The sequence below is a fragment of the Egbenema bharatensis FJBBOT/2019 genome, from assembly GCF_048077055.1.
GTDB lineage: Bacteria > Cyanobacteriota > Cyanobacteriia > Elainellales > Elainellaceae > Egbenema > Egbenema bharatensis.
In genome coordinates, this window is sequence record NZ_CP182236.1 from 3,568,803 (window position 1) to 3,585,182 (window position 16,380).

Annotated in this window: 11 protein-coding genes; 6 read left to right on the forward strand and 5 right to left on the reverse strand. The window is 49.6% G+C overall.

What is annotated here, in order from left to right; all coding sequences use genetic code 11:
* Window positions 1-15 precede the first annotated feature (15 nt).
* Together ACM1PF_RS16475 and ACM1PF_RS16480 are read left to right on the forward strand one after the other, a co-directional pair.
* The gene (locus tag ACM1PF_RS16475; protein ID WP_416676365.1) at window positions 16-1,332 is read left to right on the forward strand and encodes an ATP-binding protein; all 1,317 of its coding nucleotides are present in this window, start codon (window positions 16-18) and stop codon (window positions 1,330-1,332) included.
* Window positions 1,329-6,302, forward strand: coding sequence for a WD40 domain-containing protein (locus ACM1PF_RS16480; protein WP_416676366.1), 4,974 nt, complete (start codon window positions 1,329-1,331; stop codon window positions 6,300-6,302). The genes ACM1PF_RS16475 and ACM1PF_RS16480 overlap by 4 nt, the downstream gene beginning before the upstream one ends.
* A 292-nt stretch (window positions 6,303-6,594) precedes the next feature.
* On the opposite strand, the gene ACM1PF_RS16485 is transcribed toward ACM1PF_RS16480, so the two are convergent.
* Window positions 6,595-6,831: a CDGSH iron-sulfur domain-containing protein gene (locus ACM1PF_RS16485; RefSeq protein ID WP_416676367.1), complete on the reverse strand. Its 237-nt coding sequence runs from the start codon at window positions 6,829-6,831 to the stop codon at window positions 6,595-6,597.
* 186 nt (window positions 6,832-7,017) lie between these two features.
* Window positions 7,018-7,722: a pirin family protein gene (locus ACM1PF_RS16490; RefSeq protein ID WP_416676368.1), complete on the reverse strand. Its 705-nt coding sequence runs from the start codon at window positions 7,720-7,722 to the stop codon at window positions 7,018-7,020.
* 264 nt (window positions 7,723-7,986) lie between these two features.
* Between ACM1PF_RS16490 and ACM1PF_RS16495 the strand changes: the two genes are divergently transcribed.
* A complete protein-coding gene (locus ACM1PF_RS16495) occupies window positions 7,987-8,901 on the forward strand; it encodes a LysR family transcriptional regulator (protein WP_416676369.1) in 915 nt (304 codons plus the stop codon).
* A gap of 52 nt (window positions 8,902-8,953) precedes the next feature.
* A complete protein-coding gene (locus ACM1PF_RS16500; RefSeq protein ID WP_416676370.1) occupies window positions 8,954-9,709 on the forward strand; it encodes an SDR family NAD(P)-dependent oxidoreductase in 756 nt (251 codons plus the stop codon).
* A gap of 31 nt (window positions 9,710-9,740) precedes the next feature.
* Here ACM1PF_RS16500 and ACM1PF_RS16505 read toward each other — a convergent pair whose 3' ends face one another.
* Window positions 9,741-10,316: an MAPEG family protein gene (locus ACM1PF_RS16505; protein WP_416676371.1), complete on the reverse strand. Its 576-nt coding sequence runs from the start codon at window positions 10,314-10,316 to the stop codon at window positions 9,741-9,743.
* 408 nt (window positions 10,317-10,724) lie between these two features.
* Here ACM1PF_RS16505 and ACM1PF_RS16510 point away from each other — a divergent pair, with 408 nt between their 5' ends.
* Complete coding sequence (locus ACM1PF_RS16510) at window positions 10,725-10,973, forward strand: hypothetical protein (protein ID WP_416676372.1); 249 nt, start codon at window positions 10,725-10,727, stop codon at window positions 10,971-10,973.
* A gap of 66 nt (window positions 10,974-11,039) precedes the next feature.
* On the opposite strand, the gene ACM1PF_RS16515 is transcribed toward ACM1PF_RS16510, so the two are convergent.
* Window positions 11,040-12,176, reverse strand: a complete 1,137-nt coding sequence (locus tag ACM1PF_RS16515; RefSeq protein WP_416676373.1) for a glycosyltransferase family 4 protein — start codon at window positions 12,174-12,176, stop codon at window positions 11,040-11,042.
* 145 nt (window positions 12,177-12,321) lie between these two features.
* Window positions 12,322-16,074, reverse strand: coding sequence for a hypothetical protein (locus ACM1PF_RS16520; RefSeq protein ID WP_416676374.1), 3,753 nt, complete (start codon window positions 16,072-16,074; stop codon window positions 12,322-12,324).
* Window positions 16,075-16,077: 3 nt separating this feature from the next.
* Here ACM1PF_RS16520 and ACM1PF_RS16525 point away from each other — a divergent pair, with 3 nt between their 5' ends.
* Window positions 16,078-16,230, forward strand: a complete 153-nt coding sequence (locus ACM1PF_RS16525) for a hypothetical protein (protein WP_416676375.1) — start codon at window positions 16,078-16,080, stop codon at window positions 16,228-16,230.
* Window positions 16,231-16,380: the final 150 nt, after the last annotated feature.

Consider the following 16,380-nt stretch of genomic DNA (forward strand, 5'->3'; position numbering starts at 1 on the left):
ATCAATCAGGGGGCAATGATGCTAGATTTACACAAATTCTTTCAGGTGACTAATCCTGCCAAAACCCTTGTTGTGGAGCGGGGAGAGGATCGGAAATATTACATTGATTTCTCTTCAGTGCGTGGGGAAACCACTGTTGAAACGATCAGAGACAACATCTCCCTCTTCTATCCCGATCAGGAAACCTACGATCTATTTACCGGACACATTGGCTGCGGTAAATCCACAGAATTGTTGCGATTGAAAGCAGAGCTACAACAACAAGGTTTTCACGTCATTTATTTTGAGTCAGACCAGGATTTAGAGATGGGAGATATTGATGTTAGTGATATTTTGCTAACGATCGCCTATCGGGTGAGTCAGAGCCTCGAAGAAGCAGGGTTAATCCTCCAGCCTCGCTACGTTCAATCCTTACTCAAAGAATTGCAGGAATTTTTGCAATCAGTAGAAATTTCTGCGGTCAGTTGCCCTTTCGGAATTGCAGAAATTACAACTCGCTCCAAATTTAACCCCAAATTGCGCGATCGTTTACGCGGCTATTTAGAACCCCGAACGAACCAAATTATCGAATCCATCAACCGGGAGTTATTAGAACCTGCCATCGAAAAGTTACGACACTTGAATCAGCGCGGATTGGTCGTAATTATAGACAATCTCGATCGCATCGACTTTTCTCCTAAACCCTGGGGACGACCCCAACCCGAATATCTATTTATCGATCGAGCGACTCAGTTACGCAGTTTGCACTGTCATGTCGTCTATACGATTCCCCTGGCGCTATTGAGATTCTCAGACGACTACAAAGTGATTTCAGAACGATTTGTAGCAGATCCGCTGGTATTGCCGATGGTGCCCATCCGCTGGCGAGATGGCAAAACCCACGAAGCAGGTATGTCAAAATTGCGGCAAATGGTTTTGGCAAGGGCTTTTCCCGATTTAGATGAAGCCGAACGATTGCAGAAAATTACGGAGGTATTTGACACACCTGAAACCCTCGATCGCCTCTGTCAGGCGAGTGGTGGCCATGTGCGTAACCTGCTGCGCTTCCTGAACAAGTGGATTAAGGCTGAAAGACGGTTGCCCCTATGCCGCGATCGCCTGGAGATGATCATTCGAGATGAGCTAAACCAGGCGATGTTAGGCATCGTCAAGGAAGATTGGGCCTTACTGCGTCAAATTGCTCAGGAAAAGAAGGGGATCAGCGTTAACGATGAACAAAGGTTGCGCTATCAAAAACTGCTCCGCAATTTACTGGTGCTGGAATACCGTGATCAGGATGGGGCCTGGTTTGATGTGAACCCAATTTTGGCAGAAGCTGAAGGGATGAAATGATGACTACGATGAACCTGTCGGGAGATATTCTGGGATACAATGACCAGGCTTTACAGGAATTAGCCTGGGCGATCGAAGCCTCCTTGGGAGAGTTTTCCCTCACATTTGCCCATTGCAACTACACTCGGTTACGCCAACAGTTGATCGATCGGTTGCAAAACCTGTGTCCTGTGGAACTTCGCACCATCGTACTGAAGTCAGACACCACAACCCTTTACACCGCGATTCAGGAATCCCTACTACAGCATGAAAAACCCGATGCCTTAATGGTTTTGGGCTTAGAGTTTGTGGCTGATCTGCCGCAGGTCTTGAGTTCTGCAAACAAAGTGCGGGAAGAATTTCGTAAAAACTTTTGCTTTCCTATTGTGATTTGGGCTAGCGATACCGTACTGGAGCAGCTAATTCAATGGGCCCCTGACTTTAAAAGCTGGGCAACAACCACAGAATTTGTTGCCGCAACGGATGCTCTGCTGCAAGGAATGCAAGAAGGAACCGATGAACTGTTTGCCAGGCTCCTGACTCCACGGCATAGCCAGTCCTTCCCGAAAGAACCCCCCGCTCACACCAACGTCTACCGCTGGGAAGCTCACATTGCCCTGCAAGACCTGGATCGACGCGGAGAAGTGCTGGAGCCTGCCTTGAGCGCAAGTATGGACTTTGTCCTGGGGCGAGAGGCAGACGCAGAGGCGAAGCGGGAGTTTGAGGCGGCGCAGAACCTGAGTGCCAATCGCTATATGGAAGCGGCCCGTCAATACTACCAGCAAAGTCTGGAATATTGGCAACAAGTCAATCATTTAGAACGTCAAGGCGTTTTGCTTCACCATCTAGGACAAAACTACTGCCGTCAAGCGGAATATTATGAGTCCCGCCAGAGAATCCGTGACACCTCAGATCCTCAAAAGCTAGATTTTTGCTGGGGAAGAGCCAAATATTACCTGCACCAAAGCCTGCTGGCATTTTCCCAGGCGCACCGGACGGATCTGGTTGCCGAGTTTATCAGTGAATTAGGTAAAGTCCTGGAACACCGGAAGCACTGGGAGATTTTGCAAAAGCTGGCCGAAAAGTCCCTGGTTTTGCATCAAACGGATAGAAATTTCTGCAAACTCGCTCAAGATTATGGTTTTTTAGCCAACGTGGCCCTCAAGCAATCCCGCTGGCAGGATGCCTACGACAATGCTCAGCAAATGCTGGACGTGATTCGTATGAAGGTTGCCAATCGACCTCGGCTGTACCAAACGGGATTGTTTTACCTCGCGCAAGCCCAGCACCAACTGGGGCAAACAGCTAAGGCGATCGCCACCCTGGAAGAAGCATGGAAAATCAGTGAGCGCAGCCAGAAAATTGGCGTGGCCAATCCTCAACTGGATTTGCAGGTATTGGAGCTATTGCACACCCTTTACCTGGAGCAACAGCGTTATCTGGAAGCCTTTCAAGTCAAACACGCGCAGTACTCCGTCGAGCAACAGTACGGACTACGCGCCTTTATTGGCCCAGGACGGCTGAAGTCGCAACGGCAGGTTTACTTCACCACCAGCGAAACGGAACAACCGGCAACGATCGCTCAGGAAATCTTAGTATCCGGTCGGCAAAAGCATGTTCAGGAACTGGTGAACCGGCTCAAAGAATATCGCTTTAAACTAACGGTGCTCTATGGCCCATCGGGAGTTGGCAAAAGTTCCGTCATTGAAGCGGGATTAATTCCAGCGTTAAAACAGGAAACCGTCCGAGGACTGGTTTTTCTACCCATTTTGCAGAGAAACTATACGCACTGGGTTGAGGAATTAGGAACCCGCCTGGCTGAGGCATTGAAAGAAACTGATACTCCCTGTAGCCCAGACCTGGACTCGATACCAGTTCTTCTGGAACAACTGAAGCGCAATGAACAGCACCATCTTCTCACTGTGTTGATCTTTGATCAATTTGAGGAATTTTTCTTCACTTGTCGAGACCCCTCTGAACACAAACAATTTGCGGAATTCCTCTGTCAATGCCTCAACTTGAGCGAGGTAAAAGTGATTGTCTCCTTGCGGGAAGATTATCTACATCGATTGTTGCGGTACAGTCATGATGTGCAGCATGGAGATATTTCCAATGGACTTCTGAGCAACATTTTGCATCAAGATAACCTCTGCTATATCGGTAATTTGACCCCCGAAGATACGCAATCTTTGATTCAGGCACTCAGCGAGCGTTCGCAGGCTTGTGAACCTGATCTGATTGAGGCATTGGTGAACGATCTGGCGACTAATTCAGGAGAGGTGCGGCCGATCGAACTGCAAATTGTAGGATTCCAGCTAGAAGAAGAACGTATTACGACGCTGACTCAGTATCTAGAGAACGGCAAGCAGGAAATGGTGCAGCGTTATCTGGATGCGGTTGTAGCAGATTGCGGGGCAGAAAATCACCGGGTTGCTGAATTGGTTTTATACTTATTAACCGATGAAAATAATACTCGTCCCATTAAAACCCAGGCCCAGCTAGAAACCGATCTCCAAGCCATTGCCCAGGAACTACTCGAAGAAGCGGCAAAGCTAAACCTGGTGCTGCAAATTTTCGTCGAAGCAGGAATTGTCTTGCTGATGCGCGAAAGTCCGGCTGATCGTTATCAATTGGTGCATGATTACCTGGTGACGATCATTCGCCATCAACAGGAGACACGACTGCCCCAACTGAAGCTGGAACTTGAAAAGGAGAAAGATCAACGACAACAGGCTGAAGCAGAACGCGATCGTGCCTTACAAAACTTGCACGAACAAAATGATGAATTGAGAGATCTCAACAAAACCTTAGCCAAGCAAAAAGTAGGTTTAGAAAAAACTCGGCAAAATTTGATCGCCGCCGCAGCAGGTTTAATTGTGTTAACGGGAGTCCTCGGAGCGTTTGCGCTTCAAATTCGGAAAGGTGAGGTTGCCATTACGGCATCTCACTCTGAATCACTACTGACTTCCAACCAGGAATTAGATGCATTAGAGACAAGCTTACAGGCATTGGAAAGCCACAAACGCCTGGCATGGGCAGCCCCACTCCTGGGAGGAGCGCATAGAGGCAAAAATTCCAGCCTTGAAGATATCCGAAATAATATCAAACAGGTCTTACAGGAAGCCGTGCATACCGTTCAGGAAGACCATCGTTTGAAGGCTCACCGAGGAGCGGTTCGCAGCCTTAGCTTTAGTCCCGATGGCCAAACGATCGCCACTGCAAGTGAAGATAACACCCTGCAACTTTGGGATCTGGAAAACCCTCAAATGCCAACATCAAGGCGTGATCATCAGGGCGCTATATATGCTGTCAGTTTTAGTCCCGATGGGCAGATGTTAGCGACGGCCAGCGGTGATCATACGGTGAAACTCTGGTGGCGAAAATGTGACTGGCAATGTCCCTATACGCTGGAAGCACATCAAGCTGCTGTTTATAGTGTCAGTTTTAGTTCTGATGGGCAGATGTTAGCGACGGCCAGTGCGGATCACACCGTCAAATTGTGGCAAAAAAATGGACAATTCATCCGTACCCTAGAGGCTCATCAGGCTCCCATCCGCGCTGCTATCTTTCATCCCAGTGGAGAAACGATCGTCACAGCCAGTGAAGACCAGACGGTGAAACTCTGGAGTCTTGATGGTGAATTGCTCCAAACGTTGAGCGGACATCTGGGCTCTGTGTATGGACTGAGCTACAGCCCTGATGGTCAATTTCTAGCCACCGCCAGTGCCGATCACACGGTTCGCCTGTGGCGGCAAGATGGGCAATTCCTCCATACCCTGAGCGGACACCAGGCACCTGTGCGCAGCGTCAGCTTTAGCCCCGATGGTCAAACGATCGCCACTGCCGGAGAGGACAATACCGTGAAACTCTGGGGACTGGATGGACAATATCTACAAACCTTGACGGGACATGAAGAACCGATTTATCAGGTCAGCTACGCTCCGAATGGCATGTTGGCCACTGCTAGTGCTGATACGACGGTCAAGCTTTGGCAACTCAATCCACAGCTGAGGGAACATGCCCGGCGCATTACTGCGATCGCTTTTAGTCCAGTCGAACCGCACATCATCACCGCAGCAGAAGATCATACAGTGAAACTCTGGCATCAGAAGGGCCAGTATCTTCGTTCTTTAGGAGAGCATCAGACTCCCATTCGCCTGATCAGGTTTAGCCCCGATGGCCAAACGATCGCCACGACAGCAGAAGAGCCGACCGTAGAGCTTTGGAGTCCTAACGGAGAACAACTTCGTTTATTAACGGGACATTTAGGAAGAATCTCCAATATCAGCTTTAGTACTGATGGCCGCTTCATTGCCACTGCCAGTGCCGATGGAACTGTTAAACTGTGGGATCAGCAAGGAACAGAGCTAAAAACGCTGACTTTTGATCAAGCTGTTCTTGATGTTGCATTCAGTTCAGAGGGGCAGACGATTACAGTGCTCAGCCAGGACTATACCATTCATCGCTGGAGCGGCGAGGATTGGACAGCGCAAACCATGACGGCAAGCAAGGTTCATGACTTGAGCGATCGGGATATTGACTTTGCCGAAATTAGCCCCGATGGCCAAATTCTGGCGATCGCCAATCAACTGGATCATACGGTAACGCTCTGGGACATTGAAACACAAGTCAAACTTGCCTCTTTAATCCATGCTAAACCGTTGAAGGATCTCAATTTTAGCCCAGATGGTCAGTGGGTTGCCACCGCCAGTAAAGATAAAACAGTCAGGCTGTGGAACCTGCAAGGAGCAGAACAGGCGAAGTTCACCTGGCATCACCAGCAATTTGTTGAGAATGTGTCCTTCAGTCCTGATTCAGCTTCGATCGCCCTGGGGGGAACCAGTGGACGGATCGTTTTGTGGGATTGGCAGCAGGATATTCATGAGCTGGAACAGTTAGGACTCGAACGGGTGGAGCGGTATCGCCAACGAGAGCGACTGCTTGAACGAGAGCGACTCCCCAAAGTCGTCCATCTTCCGCTTTATAGATAGTGCTTTGTCAAACAAGATCGGATGGATAATGGGGGTGTGGAGGCAGCGCCCCCACCCAGGAGTCTTACCCCTGCACCCCGCAAAACAAAAATGACAGCCTAATAGGTTAAAACCGTCGATAGAAATTCAGGCAAGCTCTGTGGTTCAATGAGTCAAGAATTCGTGAAAGGGGTGTATCCCAGTTTTGCATTTGCATGACAAATTGCTCACTAGCAGGCAGGATGCCTGCGCTACGGTTTTATCCTCCACCTCCTCACTCCTCACTTCCCACTCCTCACTCCTCACTTGCTACTCACAACCCGCTATGCGCTCCATCACAAAACGGCGGATTCTGCGTATGCTTACACAAGCACAACGCCACCTTCTGCTTTTCCTCGATCGTAAACTTCATGGGGGTGAAATCCGTTCCCTTATGGCCACCATCACAGAAGGGTTGATTCTGGGACTGTCCGCAGGTACACCACCAGTAATCACCTGCTTCCAATTCCATGACAGTCGGCTTCTTGTCTGCGATCGTTGGTTCAGTCATTATTATGTTCTCCTCTACTGGTTCTATTTTGTGTGTTCTACTTGGTGTTCTTCAGTGTTCAAACAGACAAATCCATCAACAGACTGCGTGATTAGACTGCTGTAGATTCATCCAGATCGGACAAAAGTTGAGTCAGGGCGCGATCGAAGGATCGGGGAAAGTGTCGTGTTTCCCCGATCGCATTCATCAGGCAGCCATGTCAAAGATCAGAACTTCGGAAGCATCGGCTGTGCTGCTGAGGGTGAGGGTGTCTTCCTGGGCGATCGCTGCACCGTCTCCGGCATAGAGCGGGCGATCGTTGAGTTGAACCGCACCCCTGGCGACTTGCACCCATAAAGCTCGGTCTGGAGCGATGGCATGGGTCACCGTTTCCCCTTCTGACAAGACAGTGGCGTACAGGTTGACATCTTGATGAATCGTGACAGACCCATCCCGTCCCTCTGGAGAGCCGATCAGTTTGAGCTTGCCTTGCTTTTCGGCAATTGGAAAATGGGTTTGCTCATAGCTGGGCTTTAAGCCGTTTTGACCTGGCAGAAGCCAGATTTGCAGGAGATGGACGGGATCGGCATCGGACGGGTTAAATTCACTGTGTAAAATGCCCGTGCCCGCTGTCATCCGCTGCACATCTCCCGGACGCATGATGGAACCATTGCCAATGCTGTCCTTATGTTCCAATGCACCCTCCAAAACATAGGTGACGATTTCCATGTTTCGGTGTCCGTGGGTGGGGAACCCATGCCCTGGCGCAACCTTATCTTCGTTGATCACCCGCAGGCTGGCAAATCCCATATGGTCCGGATCGTAGTAGTTCCCAAAGGAGAAAGTGTGTCTACTATCCAACCAACCGAAGTTTGCCGTTCCCCGGGCTGTGGAAGGACGAATTGTAATCATCTTGGATACCTCCTGGGATTTCAGGATAAACAGAGCGATCCATGCGACTCCTTTATTGTAGATTGGCTCTATAAAAAAGACAATAACCTGTTTTGGATACAGATTGTCTCTTGAAAGTCTACAATGGAACTTATTCAGGAGCAGGGATTCAATAATTTGTGCAGTGGCTTACTCTGCTGACTGGGCGGGCAAGATGCCCACCCCACAGGAGATCAGGATAAGTAGTGGGCACTGCCCACCATTCTTCAAGCGGTAACTTGACCAATGGACAAATTTGAACAACTCAAAGCCTTTACCAGAGTAGTAGACACAGGCGGATTTGCGGCAGCCGCACGGCAGATGGGACTGTCTCGATCGGCGGTGAATAAGCTCGTGATTCAACTCGAAAATGACTTGGGGGTACAACTCCTGCATCGCAGCACTCGGCGGGTGATTCCCAGCGAAACGGGGTTAGCCTTTTATGAACGCTGTCAGGCAATTCTGGCGGATTTGGCAGAGGCGGAGCAGTCCGTTTCTCAACTCCAGGAAGAACCGAAGGGAACCCTGCGAGTCAATGCGCCAATGTCCTTTGGCACCCTGCATCTGGCTCCGGCGATCGTCGATTTTATGCTGAAGTACCCCGATGTCCGGGTGCAGCTTACCTTAGACGATCGCCTGGTTGATCCGATTCAGGAAGGATTTGATCTGCTGGTGCGAATTGCCGAACCGCCCGACTCTGCGGCATTAATCGTGCATTCGATCGCCCCAGCCCGCCGCTTTCTCTGTGCATCGCCTGAGTACCTGAACCGCTACGGCACCCCCACCCACCCCAATGACCTCCAACAGCACCATTGTCTGCACTATGGCTATCTGGGGACACGCGAACAGTGGAAGCTGGTGGGGCAAGAAGGAGAGTTTTGGGCGGCAATCAACTCCGTTCTGTGTTCCAACAATGGTGAAGTGCTGCGTGATGCGGCGTTGAAAGGACTGGGCATTGCGATTTTGCCCACTTTCATCATTGGCAGCGATTTACAACAGAACTTATTGCAGGTGGTTTTACCCGACTATGCCCCTCCCAGCATTACCATTTGCATCATTTACCCCGCGAATCGCCATCTTTCTACCAAGATCCAATTGTTCACCCAATTTATCAAAGAGCGATTTGGAGAAAAACCCTACTGGGATGATAAAAGCGGGTGAGGGATGAAATGGGATACTAAGGAATGATCCTGATACTACAGAGTAAAAACCAGTGAATCGATCGATTTCAGAACAGGTTGTGATTGTAACGGGTGCAGCGCAGGGAATTGGAGAATGTATTGCTCGCCACCTTTTTCAACAGGGGGCAACCCTGGCGTTGGCGGATATTCAGGCGGAAAAGGTGCAGGCGGTGCAGATGGATTTGGATGGTGATGGCAAGAGGGTGAAATCCTACTCGGTAGACATTGCCAATACAGGATTAGTCAAGGCATTAATTGAGCAAGTGCTTCAAGATTTTGGTCGGATTGATGCCCTGGTCAATGTGGCTGGGCTGGATGCGCCCCACGGACTCGCCTGGGAAATTACTGAGGCAGACTGGCGCAGGGTAATTGAGGTTAACCTGAATGGACAGTGGTGGATGATTCAGGCGGTTCTGCCCCACATGATGGAGCGGCGATCGGGTAAGGTAGTCACGATTAGCTCGATCTCGGCCCATCATGCCTTTCCAGAACATACCCCTGCCTACTCTGCGGCAAAAGCAGGCTTGATTGGCATGACCACCAGTTTGGCCACACAACTGGAAGCCTACGGAATTCTGCTCAACTGTATTCTCCCTGGCATGATTGGTACGGGCACAGATATCAACATGACCCAGGCAGAAAAGGATGCCTACCAACAGGAATTTCCCCTCGGTATTGTCGGCCCAACGCCAGTCGCCCATGCTGTGAGTTATCTGCTGGCGGAATCAGGAGATTGGATCAGTGGTACGGCAATGAATGTGACAGGGGGATTGTGGAAGGGGCTTTGATTGAACAGGGGACGCATTGCTCTGTACACCCTCACGATCGAATCAGTGTCACCATGATCAACCCGATCGCCAGAATGTATCCTGCCAGGGTAGGCAACATGGTCAGAACCATACCTAAGGCTCGTCCTTGTGCACCCGTTTGATCCTGACGATAACCGTTCAAAAATAACACTCGACCCACTGCAAAAAACAGGACTGCAATCACAATCAGGGAAAGCCACGCACCACTGAGCAACGTTGCCAGGGACAGGTAAACGCCAACCGCCAGCACAGCCTGTTCAAGAGTATTCTGAAGAAACGCCACCTGTACGGCAATTTGGGGACTAGGTGGCCCAGATGCAGCACCGCCTACATCTGAAACCGATCGCCTGCGCCCGATGGAAACCATCGTGACTCCAATCAGCACCCAGATTAAAACAAATACACTGGACTGAATCGCAAAGGAGAGACGATCGACTAATTCCGTTGGAAACTCAAAAAAGCGGGGTAAGGTGAAGTATCCGATCGCAAATCCCAGGGTACAAATCAGTAGGGCAACAATCCCAGCACGGCGAATCGCAAGTTCTTCTTTTCTCAGGTCTACTTGCTCTCTGCTTCGTGGATTCATGTTGTCCTCCTTTCGCTCGGTACGGGAGTAAAGGCTTGTACAATCGATTGATTCATCCCTGTGCAAGATTGACTCATCGTCAGAGCGATCGCCAAAGCCTCCCCGAAATCTATTTCGATCGTAACAATTTTGACTTGATTTCCAAAATCATTAGTGCTACTCTCAGCAACAGTCATCTTTTGGGTTGTAAAGCCAGAGAGGTGACCGATCACCTAGAGACGACTTCTCTAGCGGAGGTCAAGCGTGCCGTGACAAGCTTACGCCCAACCTCCTCACCACAGACTACGCAGACTAGTCCGGGCTAGGGTGTATGATAACACCCGATGCTCATGGCTTGCCCTGTCTGAAAAGCTGGGAGCCAGTCTCTAGGGTTTCTTCAAACCCTGGAATCAAGGAGTTCAATCCATCATGTCCAATAAATTTGTGAATCGTTCGACGGGAAATGCTCGCCCCGCCACTTCTTCGCGTCGATCGGTCAAAATCCTGCTGATTGGTCAACCCGATGATGTGGAGCTGACGATCGCTCGTCTTTACCAATGTGGTTTTTGCCGAGTTGAAGATTGGTCAAGGGCTTTACCCTACACCCAGATTCAAGAGGCAACTGCAAAAAAGCCAGGAGAGGTGATGCGGATTTACAAGCGATCGATGACCCTCTGATCGATGACCCTCTGATCGATGACCCTCTGATCAACGACTGAGGCTTTACCCATCCCAGCCCCTCTCTCAGGAGGGGCATTTTGCTTCAAACCATCGCTCCACTGATTGATTCACCTCTGCCATAAATCGATCGGTAGAGAATAAATCCTTTTGCTTGGATAGACGGTTTCTTAATTGGGTAGTCAAGTCAGATTGGCTCAACACAGCAACGATTCGTTCGACGGCTTCCTCTGGATTATTGAAAAATAATTCTTGATTTTGATCGCCAACAATTTCAATCTGTCCACCCTGACTTCTAACAAAGGGAATGGCTCCTGCTTTTACCATTTCTGCGATCGAAATCCCAAAGGGTTCTTGCTTAAAGTGAATGCCATAGCGACATCGAGCGATCACCTGTGCATAATCTTCATAGTTCAGGTTCTCGTGCAATGTCACCCATTCCGCATTCTCCTGCACCATTTTTTTAACCATGTTTTGATATTTCCAGGCATAGGAACCCCCACCACCGCCGGTCAAATGCAGCTTGATATCAAACCCTCGATCGCGGACTTGCTTCAGAATAGAAATCACCTTATGGGGTTGTTTGGCTTCCGTTAAACGTCCACTACAAATGAAGGCATCTTCCTTTTGTTCCCAGGTCATATCTGGAATTTGAAGCACAACGGGTGGATAAATAACAGTCGATTCAAATCCGTATTCTTTCTGGGCAAAATCAGCCACAGTATAGGAGTTGGCAACGGAAGTGTTGCTTTGCATTTGGGGAATCGAAAAGTTGGAGATTCGATTGTAAAAGGGATTGCTTTCTAAAACTTTAATCCAGTGGATATATTGCAAACCAGGCTTACCAAAGTCGATCGCATTATACGCAGAAATTAGCAGATCGTAGCGATCGTTATGTTGCTTTAAGTAGCGAATTAGCAGATGAAACAGGGTCATCCGTATGGGTTTCAGGTTGGCAATGAGACTATTGACGATGGCATTCAATCGGCGCGGAAAGAGGGATTTGACGGTGATTCGATCGCGGGAAAGATGCGTGCCGTACAGTGCATTTAATCGATCAAAATTAACATCTACGATGGTGTAAAGCGTGACATTATAGTTTGATTGGAGGGCTTCGATCATCCATAACCCAACTGACTCTGCCCCACCCCCCAGAAATGCGGGATAGTATACTGCGATCGATTTTTTTGCTGCAACTGACATTCGGTTTGCCTATTTGCCTACGAAGTATGCCATTCTTCAGGACAGATGAGTCAATGCACTGGCATCAACCTGCCAATCTGCTCAGAAAATGGTTGTCACTCGTAGAATTCCCAAACCGTTCCTGAAAGCAACAGCAGGGGCGATGCTATTGCAAGATGTATCCTGCCCGATTGGGATCATAGGCTCCAAACCTTGTGCCTGCCGCATTGTATAGCTCTATGGGAACCTGGGCCGTTTCTCCGGCTGCTGCCAGCGATCGCAAGAGTTGATTCAACTGGGGCGACACATTCGCCTGAGCCATATTGCCCCCATTGAGTTGGGCAGTCGTAAAGGCTCGCTGTAATTCCAGATCGTAGCCTGGGGCAATTTGTACCTGAATGGCGTTGGCCCTCAGTGTGTAACCGCAAAGCCGACTACCATTGCAAGCGCGATCGAGTTGGGACGTGGTTGTTTGGAGCAGGGTTGAGCGTTTGGCGTTCTCCTCTGCCTGATTAAATGAGTCGGTATAGGAATCAATCAATGCTTGAGCTTGACTGTAATTGACCGTTCCTTCTTGAATTTGCCTCAAGTTGGTGACGGCTTCTTGCCAGGAGGTCGCTGCTTGGGGCCATTGTTCCCTTTGTTCTGCCAGACGGGCCTGTTCTGCGGCATCAGTAGCTTGCTGGTAGGCATCCGCTGATTGAGTTTCCCGTTCGCGTCGGCGTTCAATTTCCTGAATATTGAGTTGATAAACCCTGATCAAGCGTTGCGCTTCGCCATAGGCCATCGTCCCCTGGGGAATTCCCTCCAGGTTCGCAATCAGGGTTTGCCAGGAGTTGAGGGCTTGTTGCCAGCTATCGCCTGTAGTGATCACACTCGATCGAGCGTTGATCACCTCGGAGGCTTGTTGTACGGCCGCAATGCGCTCCTGCGTTTCCTGCTCAATCCGAATTCGATGATTAATACTTTCTAAGTTTGTTGCGTATTCGTTCCGTTTGTTTTGTGCCAGCGCATACACTGGACTTGTTTCAGGAACCTGCTCCAGGGAATTGATGCTCTCCCGCCAGAGCCACTGTACCTCTCGCCAGATTTGTACGGGATGGGGAGGATTCAGGCTCTTTCTGGCTGCCGTATTAGCTTGGTTTAAGGCCGTCACGACCAACCCCAACTCGTCCAACTCGCCATTATATTCTGAGAGTAAAGTTCGGGCACTGCCATGATATCTTGACCAGAAAGGAATCGGTTCTAATAACTGCTTGGCCTGATTCAGTTGATCGTATGCATCTACCACTTCCAGGGCTGAAGGATTATCCAGGATAATGCCCGATGCTCGTTGACTTAACCGTTGAGCTTCTTGTATGGGCTGACATTCATTGTCCAAAACGCAGGGCCGCGTCAGAACGTAAACTCCACCAATTACCACAAACAAACCTACTGCGCCCGTGACCAATCCTCCCAGCAGCGTTACTCTCGATCGCAACCCCCTGGATTCATCGCTGACTTCAATCGGAAGCCGATCGAAGCTGGAAGACGACTCAGAATCAGTGTTGATCAGTAAGACAGCGGGTGCAGTGGGGGGGACTGGCGCGTGAAGGGATTGCCCATGAGTCGATTGCTGGGCGATCGGTTCTTCTAAATGGTCCCTACTGACAACGAAATCTGCAACCCGTTCCGTCGTTTTAGCTTCACTTTGTATGTCCTCCGAAGTATCATCCCACAAATCCAATCCACTGTTGTCTTTATTGGATTCCAGTTCTTCTTCAGCTAAAATTCCGTGATCGATCGAGGTTTCATCATCCTGGAGATTGCCATGCTCCTCCAAAGTATTTTTTGCATCCTCTACCCATTCTTGGACGAATCCTTGAGTCGCTACGGTAGAGTCTGCATCCTCGATCGGCTCTTGAGATTCCGCTTCAGGTTCCGATACAATCTCACTATCTACAATTTCGCTATCTAAAATTTCGCCATCTACGGCTTCACTCTCTGCAACGTCTTCATCTACAACTTCTGCATTCTCCTCTACATTCTCCAATGGAGTTGGGGATTCAAATACATCAACCGATGAAAGGGCAACTTCATCAAACTGAATTTCGATGGGTTCAAAGGCAACCGGCGGATCGAGTTCGAGCGGATCATCCGGTTGGACAAATTCAGGCAGTTCAGGTAATGGATTCTGAAGTGCGATCGGTTCTTCTGCCGTCAGCAGCTCATGATATGGATACTCAAGTATTGTAGGAGCACCCTGATCCATCGCTTCAGTTTCAGTCAGATCAGGCAATGCTTCATCCTGGGATGCTGTCGCTTGAGCCGCTGTTCTCTCAAGTTCGATCACATCCTGTTCTGGTGAAGCTTCTGACCCTTCTGCATCAATACTTACTTCGATCGATTGAGGGGAATCAGCTACAAGTGCCTCTGAGGGAGATAAATCGGATCGATCGGTGTGAGCGATTCGTTCTGACTCAGAAACTGGGCGATCGAAGGCTTCGGGTTCTGTTTCTTCGGGTTCCGCAATTTCTGGTTCTGCAATTTCTGGTTCTGCAATTTCTGGTTCTGCGACTTCCACTTCAGATTCCAGATTTGCGGCGACTGATTCCGCCTGTAGCTCTGTACCTTCTGATTCTGCAACCTCTATCTCAGAAATTTCCGATTCCGCACCCTCCAGTTCCGTCTGTAGCTCTGCGGTTTCTGATTCTGTGATTTCCAGCTCTTCAACGCCTGGTTCTGCAGCTTCTGCTTCCGCAACCTCTGGTTCTGCCTCCGATCGTATGTCCGATGCAGAGATTTCCAGCTCTTCAACTTCCAGCTCTTCGACTGCCCGCTCCGTTGCGACTGCGGCTTCTGACTCAGAAATCTCCGATTCTGCACTTTCTAGTTCTGCGTCTGGTTCCCTGACTTCCAATTGCAAAATTTCTAGTTCAGAATTCGATCGCTCAATATCAGGTACTACAACATCAGGTACTACAACGTCCAGGAACTCAAGATTTGATTCTGGAGTCTCTCTATCTAATTCTGAAATCTCTACAGCAGAACCATCCGATCGCGCATCATCCAGTTCCGCCTGCAATTCCGCAACTTCTAGCTGAGTGTCTTCGTCCGGTGCGATCGCTGACGGTGCGACTTCTGCTTTTGCGACTTCTGCTGCCGCACTTGCTAACGCTGGAATTTCTGGTTGCGCAATTTCTAGCTCTGGAATTTCTAGTTCTGGAATTTCTGGTTCCGCCACTTCCGGTACAGCATTTTGTAGCTCAACCGCTTCCGGCTCCGCCTCTACTGCAACTTCCGGTTCCGCAATGTCCAACCTTAAAACTTCCAGTTCTGCACCATCCCGATCAGAAACCGCATCAGCTTCCACCGGGGCAACCTCTGGCTCAGAGAATGCCTCAGCTTGCGGTAGATGGGGATCTGCTGCTGCTATCTCCGGATCAGAAGGTTCTGGTTCTTCCGGCTCAGAGATTTTTATCTCAGGCTTCTCCTCAGTCGGCAATTCTGGTGACAGTGACGATAAGGGTTCCACCAGCAGCGAATCGTAGGACGGTTGTAAGCTCGCATCCGGCAGGGCAACATTACTTAACGAATTGAACTGAGGCGCAGTCGTTGGGAGGGTCGATCGCGGCTCGGTCGATCGCGGTTCGATGGTGAAAGCATGGAAAGCATAGGGCTGTTGGTATCCAGCGACTCGAATGTAAATTCGTGACGGCAACGGACGGGCGTAGGCGGTGGGACTACACTCTGGGTCAGATGCCATCAAGCCAGGAGACCGATCGGTAACGATACGCTCCAGAACTGTAAAGGTTTTTTGCGGATCAGGTTCAACATGCAGCAAATGTTCCACCAGGATGAGCAAAACGCCATCCCGCACCGCACACCGAATCTGGAGACGATTGGGTTGAGCAACCTGTTCTTGGAGGAGCTGCTGCAAATTTTGGCCAGTGAACCTACATTGATTTGCTGGGATGGCGATTCGCTCGGTGGAGGGGTGGTTCGTGGACTGCGGTTGAAGAAAAACTTCCTGACCATACAACTGCACTGGGTTAAAATTCGGCAAAGTAAGCGGCGATCGGACGGGTTTAGTTAGGCTTGATTTGTTCAGACGTTTTGTTTGAACGTTTCAGGTTTTGTTGTTCTACTGCACCTCAGACCAGTATGAACGACTCAAATTACATCCAGTCAGCCCACGGACAACTTTTAGAGCTGGCTACTGCTCATTCTAAATTCTAGATTCTGG